Below are 14,364 nucleotides of genomic sequence, written 5' to 3'. Positions count from 1 at the left end.
GCCCGTCGATCAATTTTTCGTGGAGCCTCCCATGCCCGTGCAAGCCCTGTTCAAACCGTTCCAGCTCGGTGCCCTCGAACTGCCGACCCGCGTGGTCATGGCGCCGATGACCCGTTCGTTTTCCCCGGGTGGCGTACCCAATTCCAAAGTGATTGAGTACTACCGTCGTCGCGCAGCGGCCGGGGTCGGCCTGATCATCACCGAAGGCACCACCGTCGGCCACCAGGCTTCCAACGGTTACCCGAACGTGCCGCACTTCTATGGTGAGGCGGCGTTGGCCGGCTGGAAGAAAGTCGTGGATGCGGTGCACGCCGAAGGCGGCAAGATCGTTCCGCAACTGTGGCACGTTGGCAATGTGCGCCGTCTGGGCACCGAGCCGGACGCGAGCGTGCCGGGTTACGGCCCGTCGGAAAAACTCAAGGACGGTCAGGTCGTCATACACGGCATGACCAAACAGGACATCCAGGACGTGATCGCTGCGTTTGCCCAAGCCGCCAAAGATGCCCAGAGCATCGGCATGGACGGCGTGGAAATCCATGGCGCTCACGGTTACCTGATCGACCAGTTCTTCTGGGAAGGCAGCAACCAGCGCACTGACGAATACGGTGGCAGCCTGGCCAACCGTTCGCGTTTCGCCATCGAGCTGATTCAGGCCGTACGCGCAGCTGTTGGCGAAGGCTTCCCGATCATCTTCCGCTTCTCGCAGTGGAAACAGCAGGACTACGCTGCGCGTCTGGTGCAAACCGCCGAAGCGCTGGGCGAATTCCTCAAGCCGTTGTCCGACGCTGGCGTGGACATTTTCCATTGCTCGACGCGCCGTTTCTGGGAGCCGGAATTCGACGGTTCCGACCTGAACCTGGCCGGCTGGACACGCAAGTTGACCGGCAAACCGACCATCACCGTCGGCAGCGTCGGCCTCGATGGCGAGTTCCTACAGTTCATGGTCAACACCGACAAGGTCGCGCAACCGGCCAGTCTGGAAAAGCTGCTGGAGCGTCTGAACAACGACGAGTTCGATCTGGTGGCGGTGGGGCGTGCGCTGCTGGTCGATCCGGACTGGGCGCAGAAAGTGCGCGAAGGCCGCGAGCAGGACATTCTGCCGTTCAGCCGTGAGGCGTTGATGACGCTGGTTTGATCGCCGTGGGCGGCTTGTCGCGCAGGTCGCGGCAAGCCCCCAGCAAATGGTTTTCAAACTGTTCGACGATGGCCGCCCAACCTTGGCGGCTGGCGTGTTGGCGTGCGTTCAGGCGTACGCAGCGCAACCTTTCGTCTTCTTCCAGCAGCCACGCCGCTGCCTCGCAGAACGCCTCTTCATCCCCGGGCATCGCCAGCACGCCGTTGTAGCCATGGCGAATATGCTGGGCTGCCGCGGCCTGATCGTAAGCCACCACCCCAAGGCCTGAGGCCAGCGCTTCCAGCACGACGTTGCCAAAAGTTTCGGTCAGGCTCGGAAACAGAAACACATCCCCCGACGCATAGTGCGCCGCCAGCGCTTCGCCACGTTGCGAGCCGCAGAAAATCGCCTCGGGCAGTTCCTTTTCCAGTGCCATTCGTTGTGGCCCATCGCCGACCACGATCAGCTTCAGGTTACGTTGTGGATAAGTCCCGGCGAGTTTCTCGAAACTGCGCTTGAGCAGGCCGAGGTTTTTCTCCGGCGCCAGACGTCCTACGTGAATGACAGCAATGTCCTGCTCGCCAAGACCCCATTGCTCACGCAAGGCATTCAGGCGTTTGGCCGGGTGAAACAACTGACTGTCGACACCCCGCGACAGCAGCGCCAGGCGTTCGAAATGCCGACGCTCCAGCTCCAGGCGCTGGCTGACGCTCGGCACCAGCGTCAGGGCCGAGCGATTGTGAAACCAACGCAGATAGTGGGTGAGCAAACGCGTCAGCAATCCCAGCCCGTACTGGTGGGTGTATTGCTGAAAATTGGTATGAAAGCCGCTGACCACAGCAATCCCCAGACGCCGTGCCGCGCGCAAAGCCGACAACCCGAGCGGCCCTTCGGTGGCGATATAGAGCACGTCCGGGCGCTGGCGCGTCCAGCGTCGCAACAGTTTGTGCATCGACGACTGCCCCCATTGCAACCCCGGATAACCCGGCAACGGCCAGCCCCGGCACAGCAGCAGCGAGTCGTCTTCAGTGCGCTGCGGATCGTCAACCTGACGCGGTCGCACCAGTTCCACCCGATGCCCGCGTGCGCGCAAACCGTCGCACAAGCGGCCAAGGGTATTGGCCACGCCGTTGATTTCCGGTGGGAAAGTTTCGCTGATGAGGGTGATATGTAGAGCTGTCGTCATGACCTCAGTGTCGGCTGAGGCCATGTCGTGGTTGTGACGTTCGGATGATGGATTTGTGACGCGGCCTCAGCGTTGCGTCACCAGATTCTCGGCTCCGCGCTCACGCACCCAGAACAGTGTCGCGCCAGCCACTGCGGCCGGCATCATCAGGATGTTGACCACCGGAATCAGCAGCACCAGATAGACGATCCCGCCAAAGCTCATGCTCTGCCAGCGCTTCTGCCGCAGCCAGGCGAGCATTTCGTTCCAGCCCAGTTTGTGGTTGTCCGCCGGGTAGTCGATGTACTGGATCGCCATCATCCACACCCCGAACAGCAGCCACAGCGGCGCGGCGACGATGTTCACCACCGGGATGAACGAGAGAATGAACAGGCCGATCGCCCGGGGCAGGAAATAACCGAGCTTGCGCATTTCCCGCGCGAAAGTGCGCGGGATCATGGCGATCAGTTCGCCCCAACTGAAGGCCGGGAAGTCGTCGGTGCCGCGCACCACCACTTCAACTTTTTCCGCGAGGAAACCGTTGAACGGTGCGGCGATCACGTTGGCCAGCATGGTGAAGGTGAAGAACACCATCAACGCCACCAGCACCACAAACAGCGGCCACAGGATGTAACTGAGGAAACTCAGCCATTCGGGCAGCGACGGCATCAGCGTGTCGACCCACAGGCTGAACTGGTGGCCGGCCAGGTAGATCAATCCGACGAACAGCACCAGGTTGATGGCCAGCGGCAGCAGCACGAACAGGCGCAGGCTCGGGCTGAGAACCAATTTGAGGCCTTCGCGCAGGTATTGCGGGCCGGACAGAACAGGGGCGGGCATAAGGTGCTCCGAGCAAGGGAAAACGCGCCGACCTTACCGACTTTGCAGAACCTGTGAAAGCGCGGCAGCGGGATCGACATTCACTGTAACAAAGACGTCCATCTCATCAGTGTGTCGGCATAGAGACCACCTATGAGCTGGATTGTTAAACCGTATTTCCTTAATCTTGCCCCCCTCGATACGCTGCACCCAACTTTTTACAGGACTGTCGAGCTCACGCCTTCCCCAAGGTTATCCACAGTCCTTTTTTATTCCCGCCGGCAGTCCGGCGTCCGGCCAGGTGTCTTGGCCGGTCAACAGGAGCAGGTTCATGTCTGAAGTCCGTCATTCGCGAGTGATCATCCTCGGTTCCGGCCCTGCCGGTTACAGCGCTGCCGTCTACGCTGCCCGTGCCAACCTCAAGCCGCTGCTGATCACCGGCATGCAGGCCGGCGGTCAACTGACCACCACCACCGAAGTCGACAACTGGCCGGGCGACGTCCACGGTCTGACCGGCCCGGTGCTGATGGAGCGCATGCGCGAGCACGCCGAGCGTTTTGAAACCGAGATCGTCTTCGATCACATCAACGCTGTGGACTTCGCTTCCAAGCCGTACAGCCTGACCGGCGACAGCGGCACTTACACCTGCGACGCGCTGATCATCGCCACCGGCGCCAGCGCTCGTTACCTGGGCCTGCCGTCGGAAGAAGCGTTCATGGGCAAAGGCGTTTCGGCCTGCGCGACCTGCGACGGTTTCTTCTATCGCAACAAGCCGGTAGCTGTGGTCGGTGGCGGCAACACCGCTGTCGAAGAAGCCCTGTACCTGGCCAACATCGCCAGCAAGGTCACCCTGATCCACCGTCGCGAAACCTTCCGCGCCGAGAAGATCCTGATCGACAAGCTGAACGCCCGTGTGGCCGAAGGCAAGATCGAGCTGAAACTGAACGCGACCCTGGACGAAGTGCTGGGCGACAACATGGGCGTGACCGGTGCGCGTCTGAAGAACAACGACGGCAGCTTCGACGAAATCAAGGTCGACGGCGTGTTCATCGCGATCGGCCACACCCCGAACACCTCGTTGTTCGAAGGTCAGCTGGAGCTGAAGGACGGCTACCTCGTGGTTCAGGGCGGCCGTGAAGGCAACGCCACCGCGACCAGCGTCGAAGGCATCTTCGCTGCCGGCGACGTGGCCGACCACGTTTACCGTCAGGCCATCACCTCGGCCGGCGCCGGCTGCATGGCGGCACTGGACACCGAGCGCTATCTGGACGATCTGCAGAACGTTTCGTTCTAAGATTGCAGGTACAAAAAAACCGGCCAATTGGCCGGTTTTTTCATGCCTGCGATTCGCTCGGAATCAGCGGCGGGTCAGCGGTTGCGCTTCGAATTTCACGCCCGCCAGACCGTGCTGGATCAGCGCACGGATATTGCCGTGATCGCTGCCTTCAGGGGTTGCCACGACCGAGCGGTAGTGTTCGCCGAACGCCAGCAGCGCTTCTTCGTCGCTCAAGCCTTCCATCAGCGCCAGACCCAGGGTCTTGCACGAACCTTCGTTCTGCCCGGCCGCGTTTTCCACGCCGCCGTTGTTGAACGCCTGAGGCTGGTAGTCGTAACCGGCGGCGATGAAGGACAGGGTGTCGGCAAAAACGTGTTCGCCGCTCTTGAGGCTGGCGCGCAGGGTGTTCAGATCACTCATTGGGTTTTCCTTTGGCGAACGCCGCTTGTTGTTCGGCGCTGGCTTCTTGCTGATATTGGGCTTTCCAGTCGGCGTATGGCATGCCGTAAACCATTTCACGGGCATCGTCGAGGCTGACCTCGATCTGGCGCTCGTCGGCCTCTGCCTTGTACCACTTGGACAGGCAGTTGCGGCAGAACCCGGCGAGGTTCATCAGGTCGATGTTCTGCACATCCTTGCGGCTGTCCAGGTGGGCGACCAGCCGGCGGAAGGCGGCGGCTTCGAGTTCGAGGCGTTGTTGCTCGGTCATGATGGGCTCTGTGCAGTCAAATCGTGGCGCGGATGATAAAAGTCTGACGCCCGGAGCGCCAGACACGTTCAGCGGCTGGCGGCGAGGGTGATCGACACCGACTCGGCAAAACGCAAGGCATGCGGTTTGTCGACTTCGACTTCGGCGTACAGTACCGATTCGTTGACCATCACCAGATCCAGCAGCTCCTGGGTCAGGCGTTCGAGCAGCGCAAAACGGTTGCCTTCCACATGGGCGATGATCGCCTTGGTGATGGTGCGGTAGTTCAGCGCATGGTCGATGTCGTTGTCACGCACCGCTTCCTGCGCGGCGTACAGGATGGTCAGGTTGATCAGCACATCCTGCTTGTTGAGGATTTCGTCCTCGTTGATCCCGATAAAGGTGCGCAGGCGCAGATCCTTGACCCGGATGCGCGCCATTCCCGGTTGAAGTTGTGGCATTTACTTGCTCCGTCCAATCAATTGCAGGAACTCCTGGCGGGTGTTGCTCGACTCGCGGAAGGCGCCGAGCATGACCGAGGTGTTCATAGTCGAATTCTGTTTCTCGACACCGCGCATCATCATGCACATGTGCCGGGCTTCGATGACCACCGCGACACCGGCGGCATCGGTGACTTGCTGGACCGCCTCCGCGATCTGGCGGGTGAGGTTTTCCTGAATCTGCAGGCGGCGGGCGAACATGTCCACCAGCCGCGCGATCTTCGATAGCCCCAGCACCTTGCCCGTCGGAATATAAGCCACATGGGCCTTGCCGATGAAGGGCAGCAGGTGATGTTCGCACAACGAATAGAGCTCGATGTCGGCGACGATGATCATCTCGTCGGTGTCGGACGCAAACAGCGCGCCATTGACGATTTCGTCGACGCTCTGTTCGTAGCCGTGACACAGATACTGCATGGCCTTGGCCGCGCGCACCGGCGTGTCGAGCAGTCCTTCGCGGTCAGGGTTTTCACCGAGACCGATCAGGATCTCGCGGTAATTCTCGGGCAGGGAACGGGTCATGGAGCATCCTCGCGGGGGCGTATTACTTGATGTGCCGCCCGCCGTTGACGGTCAGGGTCGTGCCGGTGACATACGGGTTGTCGAGCAGATAACGCAGGCTCTGATAGATCACTTCGCTGCCGGGTTCGATACCCAGCGCGGACTTGGCCAGCGCCTTGGCGCGGTACGCCGCGTCGTCGTCGGGATTGAACAATAGCAGGGCTGGCGCGATGCCGTTGACCTTGATTGACGGCGCGTAGCGCGCGGCGAAGGACAGCGTGAGACTGTCGAGCCCGGCCTTGCTGGCGCAATAGCCGATGTGTTTGCTGCTGCCCTTGCGGGTGACGTCATCGCTGATGTGGATGATGTCGGCAGGACTCGAACGCTGCAGCAATTCGGCGCAATGCAGGTTGATCAGGTACGGCGCCAGCATGTGAACGTTGAACATGCGGCTGAAGGCTTCGGCTTCACCGTCACCGTTTTCCGCCAGCCACTCCGAGGCGTTGTGCACGATGGCGCGCAGGCTGTCGGTGTGGGCCTTCAGTTCGGTGATGAACGCGAGGATCGAGGCTTCGCTGGAAAAGTCCGCGTGCAACCCGAGGGCGCCCAGATCCCGCAACGTCTTCACACCCGGTCGTTCGCTGCGATAGGTGAAGATCACCCGATGACCGTCTTCCAGCAGACGCTGCGCACAATGCAGGCCGACCCGCTGGCCGGCGCCGGTGATGAGGATGGGAGCTGTGGGAGAAGTCATGTACGGCTCGCGTCGAAGTCAGAGCAAAAACTATAACAGCGACGCGAGCGACGGCTTCAGCGATTTTGCGTGGAGGGTGCGGCAGGCAGCGGGCGTGCAGGCGCCGGGTTGAGCCAGCCTGCCAGCAGGCGGGTCGACAGCGGAATGAAGAAATAGACCATCAACGGGGTCAGGCACAGCGTGCTGATGAAGACCCTCGGCAACAGGCTCATTTCAGCGAGCAGCGGGCCCAGCACGAAATTGAACAGCAGCGACACCGGGAAGAACGCCAGCCAGATCGCCACGGCCTGTTTCCAGCGCGGAGGACGCGCGCCGGCTGCACCGAACCAGCCTTCGATGCCGCTGACCCGATGTTCGGTCGGGTGAGCAAACAGATCGCTGCCACGAGCCAGCCATGCAGTACGCGATGCCGAGTGTTCCCAGGCGTGCAGGGTCTGTTCGTCGACGAAGCGGAAAATGATCTGGAATTCATCGTCGCCGGGAGGCGGGGCCAATACGCCGGAGCCGAGGTAACCGGGGAAGTCGGTGGCCAGTTGTTCGCCTTCTCGCAACCAGGCGATCAGATCCTGATAACGACCATTGGCGACACGACGCGCGACCATCAGCGTGACGGGGGAAGTAGACATTGTGTATCTCCGTATTGCATTTGCGTCGCTCCGGGTAGGAGTTTCGCCTGACGCAGCGCCGGGGTAGAGGGCTGCGTTTTTCGATAAGCAAGGATTATTCCTCATTTTCGTGACGAACCAGAGACTTTCGTCCCATTTCGTTGCTTGAACCGATAAGGGGCATACGGAGTAGAATGGGATCCAACTACGCCAACAAGGACGTGTCCGCCCAAATGCCTGTCATTACAGACGTTCGCCCTGCTTCGCAGGCATCTGTTGCGCTGGAGCGCGAAGAGCTTTTCCCGATACGAGAAGTGTCGCGCCTGACCGGGGTCAACCCTGTCACATTGCGCGCATGGGAGCGGCGCTATGGTTTGATCCAGCCGACACGCACCGAAAGTGGGCATCGGCTGTATTCGATGACCGATATCGAGCGCGTTCGCAGCATCGTCGACTGGATCGATCGCGGTGTCGCCGTGAGCAAGATCGGCAGGATCCTCGCCAAGACCGAGCCAATGAAGGTGCTGGCCGACTTCATTCCCGATGATCTGGTACAGGCGGACTATCTCCAGTGGCAGGAGCAGGTCCGGCAGGCCGTCAGCTCGTTCGACGATCAGTGGCTCGACCGGGTCTACGGCCAGATTTTCTCCTCCTACGCCTTGCCCGTGGTTTTTCAGGACATCCTGATGCCGCTGTGGCTGCAAATGCTCCAGCGTCAGGACGCGTTCGGGCAAACCAGCGAGTGGCTGTTCTTCGATGGTTTTCTGCGCGCCAAGGTACTGCAGCGCATTGTCGTGCTGCGCGGCTCGCAACCGCGCAAAGTGATCGTCAGCGCGCTGGCCGGTCAATGTCGTGAGCTGGAATTGCTGGTGGCGGCGCTGTTTCTCAGCGGCAATGACGCGGGCGTTCGTGTGCTCACCACCGGTCAGCCGTTCGACGAGCTGACGCTGGTGTGCGAAAAGACCAGGCCACAGGCGTTGGTGCTGTTTTCCAATCACGCGCCGACCGCAGAGCTGCCACGACGTCTGAATCGTCTGGCCTTGAGTCTTGATTGTCAGTTGATGCTCGCAGGCGATGCTGCCGATCTGGCGCAGGACAGCCTGGCCGGATCATCGGTTGGCTGTCTGGGCAATGAAGGATCGACCATGCGCCAGCGCATGAATCAGTTCCTCGCAGGAACGCTGGATACCTGAGAATCAGGTGTGCAGGGCAGGGTGGGTCAGACGATGCTGTTGCAGGATGAACTGGCGCAGACGTTCGGTTTCGTCGGCATCGCTCTGGCTTAAATCGTAAGCATAAAAGCCGCTTTCGGTTTCCCGCTCGAACGTCCCGCGCAGGGAAATTCGCTCGTAGCCCGAAGGGCTGAACCACAAGGCAAAATGCTTCGGCGGTTTGGTCTTGTTGCGCACTTCCAGCAGCACACCCTTGTGCGAAACCTCGTGAACCCAAAGCGTACCTGGCTGACCCTTGGCATTTTCCAGTGCCACCGGTTCTTCCAGGGTCAGGCGCCATGGACGCACCATCGGCCCGTCTTCGTAGATGCTCGGTACGCCAAGGCGCAGGTGCAGGGCGTGGAACTCGTCTTCCACCAGATGCAGCGGGAAGGTCATCTGCTGATTTTCGAAGTTGGCCTGGATGGTGACTTGCTCATGGGCCGCCAGACGCGTGAGCAGATCACGGATTTGCGAACCACCATTGACCAGCAGGCTCGACGTCGCATCCCGCACATTGAGTTGCGGGTTGTGTTGCATGGTCTGGATGAAATCCAGCTCATCCTGGGTCAGGAGGGCGTCACGCTGCATGGTTAACTCGAAATGAATAATTACAAAGTCATTGGTGATTGTAGTTAATGACAATTAGTTCGCTGTTTTGTTTGCGCCGTTCGTCGCTTTCAAGGCAGCAATTTCTGCTTCCAGTGCCGCAACCTGAGCTTCCAGTTGCACAACCCGCTGCTGGGCCTTGACCTGAACCGTGACGTCTTTTTGCACGCCGACGAAATAGGTCAGTCCGTCGTCGGCATTTTTTACCGTCGACAGGGACAGCTCGTTCCAGAACGGCGTGCCGTCCTTGCGGTAGTTACGCAGAATTTCCCGGCATGAGCCGCCTTCTCTCAAAACGTCGCGAATCACATCCAGACTGGCCTGGTCGCGGTCCCCGGCCTGCAGGAAACGGCAGTCCTGATAGAGAATCTCTTCACTGGTGTACCCAGTCAGTTTTTCGAAAGCCGGATTCACGTAGATCAGGATGTTGTCCTGATCGCCTTCTTTCTCTGCTACCACAATCCCGTCGTTCGACGCGTTGATCACCATCTGCAGCAGACTGGCATTGATCATCTATGAATCCTTTCAGTGTTATCGACCGCAGGCATTCTAGAAGATCGCCCAGCGCTGTCTACTGGCCATCAGCACTTATCGAGAGCCAATCGCAACAGGGCGCCGCTGGCTGTTACTATCGCCGCTCTTTTTTTCAGTTTCAGGATCAGATTGATGAAAGTCGCCATCCTCTCCGGCTCGGTGTACGGCACCGCCGAAGAAGTCGCTCGCCACGCTCAGAGCCTGTTGAACGCCGCCGGTTTTGAAACCTTCTACAACTCACGCGCAAGCCTTGCGGATCTTCAGGTCTTTGGTCCTGAAGCCTTGCTCGGCGTGACCTCGACCACCGGCATGGGCGAGCTGCCGGACAACCTGCAACCGTTGTATTCGGCGATTCGCGACCAATTGCCGGCGGCCTGGCGTGGTTTGCCTGGCGCGGTGATCGCCTTGGGTGACGCCAGCTACGGCGACACGTTCTGCGGTGGCGGCGAGCAACTGCGCGAGTTGTTCGGTGAACTGGGCGTGCGCGAAGTGCAGGACATGCTGCGTATCGACGCCAGCGAAAGCGTTACCCCGGAAACCGACGCCGAGCCTTGGCTGGAACAGTTGATCGCCACGCTCAAGGGCTGATCCCGCGTTCACGCAACAGCGCCAGCCAGGCCTGCGCAGCCTTCGACAGATAGGCGCCCCGACGCCAGATGAACGCGATATCCCAACGCAAGTAATCCGGCGCGTTCAGGGTCAGGCGAACCACGCCTGGCCGCACCAGACCGCGCGCCACTACGCTCGGCAGCAACACCACGCCTTGCCCGGCGGCCACCAGCGCCGCGAGAAAATCCGCCTGCCCGCTGCGCCCGCCTTCCTTGGGGGTAAAGCCCATTTGCTGGCACGCCTGAAGCAACCGATCGTTGAGCACAAAACTGCGCTGATATAAAAGAAACGGCGTATCGGCCAGTTCCTCCAGGCCGATTTCGCCTCTTGCCGCCAGTGGGTGATCCACCGGCAGCAACGCATCCAGCGGTTCATCGCAGAACGGCTGAAAGTCGAACTGCGGATCTTTCGGCAGAAGACTGCCGCCCAACTCCAGCTCCCCACTTAGCACCGCCTGTTCAATATTGCGGCTGCCGCCCTCAAGCAACTGCACGCTGATGTTCGGGTAACGCCGTCGGTATTCAGCGAACAACCCGGCAAACAACGCATCGCTGCCGAGCAATGGCAGCCCGAGACGTAACTCGCCGCGTGCCAGATGGCTGAGGTCATCCAGTTCGCTGAGCAATTCATTGCGCAACCGCAGCATGCCTTCGGCCCGTTGCAGCACCACGCTGCCGGCGGCGGTCAGGCGTATCTGCGAACCCAGCCGTTCGAGCAGAGGCGTGCCGAGACTCTGTTCGAGCTGGGCGATCTGCTTGCTCACGGCGGACTGACTGATGTGCAGGGTCTTCGCGGCTTGGGTGAAGCCGCCCTGATGCATGACTTCGACGAAGCTTTTGAGCTGTTTGAATTCCATGGCCTGATTCCAGATTGGAATGGCTTTGAGTCTAACAATTCGCTTCGGAGATGGCAGTCGGGTTCGTAAAATAGGCACCTGAAAGGAGCCCTCCGATGAAAGCCTCGACCGTTAAATACTTCTCCCGCCTGCTGGCCGAACTGGCCGTGCTGCTCGCTCTCTACCTGCTCGGATGCCAGATCTCAGCGTGGCTGGCCTGGCCGATTCCCGGCGGCGTGATCGGCATGGCGCTGTTGCTGCTGGGGTTCGCCCTCGGCTGGGTCAAACCGGCGGCGCTGCAAATGGGCGCAGGATTGTTGATGGCCGAGATGCTGCTGTTCTTCATTCCAGCGCTGATGAGTCTGCTGGATTACGGCGCATTGTTGCGCGATGACGGCTGGCGGATCTTGTTGGTGATCGCGGCCAGCACATTGATGGTGATGCTGGTGACCGCGTTCACCGTGGAACTGGCCGTGCGCCTGAGGCGGTCCCATGAAGCTTGAGCTGATGCCGATGTTCTGGCTGGCGTTTACGTTGCTGGCTTATCTGTTCAGTCGCTGGCTGTATCGCCGGACCGGGCGCTACGTGCTGTCACCACTGATTCTGGTCCCCGCATTGCTGCTGGCGCTTGCCGTGCCGCTGCACACCGCTTACGCCGAATATTCCAGCAACACCCATTGGCTGATGCTGGTGCTCGGTCCGGTCACCGTGGCGTTTGCGGTGCCGATCTGGCAGCAGCGGCGTCTGCTGGCGCGGCATTGGTCGGCGTTGTTGCTGGGCATGTTGGCCGGCAGTGCGGCGTCGATCGCCACCTCGTTCGGCCTCGCGAAAGCGCTGGCGCTGGACAGTTCGGTGACGCTGTCGCTGGTGCCGCGCTCGATCACCACACCGTTCGCCATGCCGCTGGCGCAGGATCTGGGTGGCGTGCCGGAGCTGACTGCGGTGTTCGTGATGTTCACCGGTGTGTTCGGAGCGATGCTCGGCGGTGTGCTGCTCAAGTGGCTGCCGTTGCGCAGCGCCCTGGCGCGCGGTGCATTGTTCGGCGTCGGTGCGCACGGTGCAGGGGTCAGTCGGGCCCATGAAGTGGGTGGCGAAGAAGGCTCGGTGGCGGGGCTGGTGATGGTGCTGACCGGGCTGCTCAATCTGTTCGCCGCGCCTTTGTTGGCGTCGTTGCTTTGACATGGATCCAAGCTGTTTGCGTAGCTGACTCGTTCAGTCATCAAGCTGGCTGCCAATGCAACTACGCGACCGTCCGGGGCTGACTAGACTGCTGACACACGCAAAAACAATAAGAACGCAGAGGTGCATACAGTGAGCGTAGCCCCCGTCCCTTCGTCCGTGAACGTCAAAGACCAGGTCAGTGCCGCGGAATGGCAGACCCGGGTCGATCTGGCCGCCTGTTATCGTCTGGTCGCGCTGCATGGCTGGGACGATCTGATCTTCACCCACATTTCCGCCAAGGTGCCCGGCACCGAAGATTTCCTGATCAACCCGTTCGGCCTGATGTTCCATGAGATCACCGCCTCGAGTCTGGTGAAGGTCGACCAGGCCGGCAACAAACTCATGGACAGCCCATACGAAATCAATCCCGCCGGCTACACCATCCACAGCGCCGTGCACGAAGTGCGGCACGACGTGGCCTGCGTGCTGCACACCCACACCGCCTCTGGTGTCGCGGTATCGGCGCAGAAGCAGGGCGTGTTGCCGATCAGTCAGCAATCGCTGTTCGTGCTGTCGAGCCTGGCCTTTCATGCCTATGAAGGTGTGGCCCTGAACCATGAAGAGAAAGCGCGGTTGCAGGCGGATCTCGGTGACAGCAATTTCCTGATGCTGCACAACCACGGTCTGCTGACCTGTGGCGGCACCATCGCCGACACGTTCCTGATGATGTTCACCTTCCAGCGCGCCTGCGACATCCAGGTCATGGCGCAGACCGGCGGTGCCGAACTGATCGCCATCGAACCGCAGATTCTGGCGGGCGCCAAGGCGATGATTGCCGGCGTCACCAAAAGTGCTCAAGGCATGGGTGGCGCGCTGGCCTGGCCAGCGCTGCTGCGCAAACTCGATAAACAAGACCCCGGGTATAAACTCTAATGCCTCTCGCCGAGATCCCTCTGAGTGCCTGGCGCAAACGCAGCCAGACGTTTGTCTTCCGTGGTCAGCCGATCCGCTACTGGACGGCCGGGCAGGGCGAACCGCTGCTGCTGATCCATGGCTTTCCGACGGCCAGCTGGGACTGGCATTACCTGTGGCAGCCGCTGTCCCAGCGCTACCGGGTGATTGCCTGCGACATGCTCGGCTTCGGCGACTCGGCCAAACCCCTGAATCACACCTACAGCCTGCTGGAGCAGGCCGATCTGCAACAGGCCTTGCTGGCGCATCTGCAGGTCGAGCAACCGGTGCACATCCTTGCCCACGACTACGGCGACAGTGTTGCCCAGGAACTGCTGGCCCGGCATTACGAAGACCTGATCGAGGTCGCCAGTTGCGTGTTCCTCAACGGTGGTCTGTTCCCGGAAACCCACCGGCCATTGCTGACGCAAAAACTGCTGCTCAGTCCCTTGGGCTGGATGATCGGCCGAGCGTTCACCCGTGATGCGCTGGTGAAAAGTTTCCATCAGATTTTCGGCCCGGACACCCGGCCCAGCGAAAGCGAAATGGATGATTTCTGGAGCCTGATCGAATGCAATCGCGGGCCGCGAGTCATGCACAAGCTGATTCACTACATTCCCGAGCGCCGGGTTCAGCGTGATCGCTGGGTCGCGGCGATGCAGCGCGGCGAGGTGCCGCTGCGGGTGATCGATGGCGAAGTCGATCCGATTTCCGGCGCGCACATGGTCGAGCGTTATCGCGAGCTGATTCCCGACGCGGATACCGTGCTGTTGCCGGGCATCGGTCACTACCCGCAAACCGAAGCGCCGGTGCAGGTGCTCAAGCACTACCTCGAATTTCGCGATCACTTCGTGTTGCCGCCGCGCAAGGTGGCGTGCTCCTGAATTCGTGCCGCAGGCGCCTGGCGCCTCGGCACGTTTTCATCATCCCCCAGCCTTATCGCGCACCATTCAGCCCCAGCCGTGTTCGTTGTGACCAGACGCGTCGTGCCTGACACTCGTGGACACTGTCCCTCAGGCCTGCTGGAGTTGC

The 14,364-nt window shown here is 60.8% G+C and carries 19 protein-coding genes; 8 read left to right on the top strand and 11 right to left on the bottom strand.

Features of this window, described 5'->3' with window-relative positions:
• Positions 1-31 precede the first annotated feature (31 nt).
• A complete protein-coding gene (locus AC1Q9F_RS08745) occupies positions 32-1,135 on the top strand; it encodes an NADH:flavin oxidoreductase (protein WP_492619537.1) in 1,104 nt (367 codons plus the stop codon).
• On the opposite strand, the gene AC1Q9F_RS08740 is transcribed toward AC1Q9F_RS08745, so the two are convergent.
• Together AC1Q9F_RS08740 and cysZ are read right to left on the bottom strand one after the other, a co-directional pair.
• Positions 1,104-2,324: a glycosyltransferase family 4 protein gene (locus tag AC1Q9F_RS08740; RefSeq protein WP_492619538.1), complete on the bottom strand. Its 1,221-nt coding sequence runs from the start codon at positions 2,322-2,324 to the stop codon at positions 1,104-1,106. The two genes, AC1Q9F_RS08745 and AC1Q9F_RS08740, sit on opposite strands and share 32 nt — an antisense overlap.
• 42 nt (positions 2,325-2,366) lie before the next feature.
• On the bottom strand, positions 2,367-3,119 hold the full coding sequence (gene cysZ / locus AC1Q9F_RS08735; RefSeq protein ID WP_394598855.1) for a sulfate transporter CysZ: 753 nt from the start codon (positions 3,117-3,119) through the stop codon (positions 2,367-2,369).
• Positions 3,120-3,429: 310 nt separating this feature from the next.
• Between cysZ and trxB the strand changes: the two genes are divergently transcribed.
• On the top strand, positions 3,430-4,392 hold the full coding sequence (trxB, locus tag AC1Q9F_RS08730; RefSeq protein WP_007957204.1) for a thioredoxin-disulfide reductase: 963 nt from the start codon (positions 3,430-3,432) through the stop codon (positions 4,390-4,392).
• Positions 4,393-4,455: 63 nt separating this feature from the next.
• Here trxB and AC1Q9F_RS08725 read toward each other — a convergent pair whose 3' ends face one another.
• The 6 genes from AC1Q9F_RS08725 to AC1Q9F_RS08700 all read right to left on the bottom strand — a co-directional run bounded on the left by AC1Q9F_RS08725 (position 4,456) and on the right by AC1Q9F_RS08700 (position 7,443).
• The gene (locus tag AC1Q9F_RS08725; protein WP_492619539.1) at positions 4,456-4,794 is read right to left on the bottom strand and encodes a HopJ type III effector protein; all 339 of its coding nucleotides are present in this window, start codon (positions 4,792-4,794) and stop codon (positions 4,456-4,458) included.
• Entirely contained in the window at positions 4,787-5,083 is a 297-nt protein-coding gene (locus AC1Q9F_RS08720; protein WP_492619540.1) for a DUF1244 domain-containing protein, read from the bottom strand. Before AC1Q9F_RS08720 ends, AC1Q9F_RS08725 begins: the two co-directional genes overlap by 8 nt.
• Positions 5,084-5,151: 68 nt before the next feature.
• Positions 5,152-5,523 (bottom strand): dihydroneopterin triphosphate 2'-epimerase, encoded by a 372-nt coding sequence (gene folX / locus AC1Q9F_RS08715; RefSeq protein ID WP_096819038.1) that lies wholly within the window; start codon positions 5,521-5,523, stop codon positions 5,152-5,154.
• Positions 5,524-6,084, bottom strand: coding sequence for a GTP cyclohydrolase I FolE (gene folE / locus AC1Q9F_RS08710; RefSeq protein WP_007957209.1), 561 nt, complete (start codon positions 6,082-6,084; stop codon positions 5,524-5,526).
• Between the two features lie 22 nt (positions 6,085-6,106).
• On the bottom strand, positions 6,107-6,817 hold the full coding sequence (gene folM, locus AC1Q9F_RS08705) for a dihydromonapterin reductase (RefSeq protein WP_492619541.1): 711 nt from the start codon (positions 6,815-6,817) through the stop codon (positions 6,107-6,109).
• Positions 6,818-6,873: 56 nt separating this feature from the next.
• On the bottom strand, positions 6,874-7,443 hold the full coding sequence (locus AC1Q9F_RS08700) for an antibiotic biosynthesis monooxygenase (protein WP_007957213.1): 570 nt from the start codon (positions 7,441-7,443) through the stop codon (positions 6,874-6,876).
• 212 nt (positions 7,444-7,655) lie between these two features.
• Here AC1Q9F_RS08700 and AC1Q9F_RS08695 point away from each other — a divergent pair, with 212 nt between their 5' ends.
• Positions 7,656-8,615 (top strand): MerR family transcriptional regulator, encoded by a 960-nt coding sequence (locus AC1Q9F_RS08695; protein WP_492619788.1) that lies wholly within the window; start codon positions 7,656-7,658, stop codon positions 8,613-8,615.
• Between the two features lie 3 nt (positions 8,616-8,618).
• Here AC1Q9F_RS08695 and AC1Q9F_RS08690 read toward each other — a convergent pair whose 3' ends face one another.
• Positions 8,619-9,224, bottom strand: coding sequence for a hypothetical protein (locus AC1Q9F_RS08690; protein ID WP_192563555.1), 606 nt, complete (start codon positions 9,222-9,224; stop codon positions 8,619-8,621).
• A gap of 54 nt (positions 9,225-9,278) precedes the next feature.
• Positions 9,279-9,755 carry a PAS domain-containing protein gene (locus AC1Q9F_RS08685; RefSeq protein WP_207985057.1) on the bottom strand — a complete coding sequence of 159 codons (477 nt, stop codon included), beginning with the start codon at positions 9,753-9,755 and terminating at the stop codon, positions 9,279-9,281.
• Positions 9,756-9,908: 153 nt separating this feature from the next.
• Between AC1Q9F_RS08685 and AC1Q9F_RS08680 the strand changes: the two genes are divergently transcribed.
• Positions 9,909-10,364 (top strand): flavodoxin, encoded by a 456-nt coding sequence (locus tag AC1Q9F_RS08680; RefSeq protein WP_492619542.1) that lies wholly within the window; start codon positions 9,909-9,911, stop codon positions 10,362-10,364.
• On the opposite strand, the gene AC1Q9F_RS08675 is transcribed toward AC1Q9F_RS08680, so the two are convergent.
• A complete protein-coding gene (locus AC1Q9F_RS08675; protein ID WP_179692612.1) occupies positions 10,354-11,241 on the bottom strand; it encodes a LysR family transcriptional regulator in 888 nt (295 codons plus the stop codon). The two genes, AC1Q9F_RS08680 and AC1Q9F_RS08675, sit on opposite strands and share 11 nt — an antisense overlap.
• Before the next feature lie 95 nt (positions 11,242-11,336).
• On the opposite strand from AC1Q9F_RS08675, the gene AC1Q9F_RS08670 reads away from it, so the two are divergent.
• The 4 genes from AC1Q9F_RS08670 to AC1Q9F_RS08655 all read left to right on the top strand — a co-directional run bounded on the left by AC1Q9F_RS08670 (position 11,337) and on the right by AC1Q9F_RS08655 (position 14,216).
• Positions 11,337-11,723: a CidA/LrgA family protein gene (locus tag AC1Q9F_RS08670; RefSeq protein ID WP_492619543.1), complete on the top strand. Its 387-nt coding sequence runs from the start codon at positions 11,337-11,339 to the stop codon at positions 11,721-11,723.
• Positions 11,713-12,399: an LrgB family protein gene (locus AC1Q9F_RS08665; protein WP_375745500.1), complete on the top strand. Its 687-nt coding sequence runs from the start codon at positions 11,713-11,715 to the stop codon at positions 12,397-12,399. Before AC1Q9F_RS08670 ends, AC1Q9F_RS08665 begins: the two co-directional genes overlap by 11 nt.
• 132 nt (positions 12,400-12,531) lie before the next feature.
• Complete coding sequence (locus tag AC1Q9F_RS08660; protein WP_007957227.1) at positions 12,532-13,314, top strand: class II aldolase/adducin family protein; 783 nt, start codon at positions 12,532-12,534, stop codon at positions 13,312-13,314.
• Positions 13,314-14,216, top strand: coding sequence for an alpha/beta fold hydrolase (locus AC1Q9F_RS08655; RefSeq protein ID WP_273902577.1), 903 nt, complete (start codon positions 13,314-13,316; stop codon positions 14,214-14,216). The genes AC1Q9F_RS08660 and AC1Q9F_RS08655 overlap by 1 nt, the downstream gene beginning before the upstream one ends.
• The last annotated feature ends 148 nt before the right edge of the window (positions 14,217-14,364 follow it).

The organism is Pseudomonas sp. GW823-FHT04A03 (genome assembly GCF_058796615.1).
The sequence above is the reverse complement of the archived record's forward strand: the minus strand, read 5'-3'. Positions and strand labels throughout refer to the sequence as shown.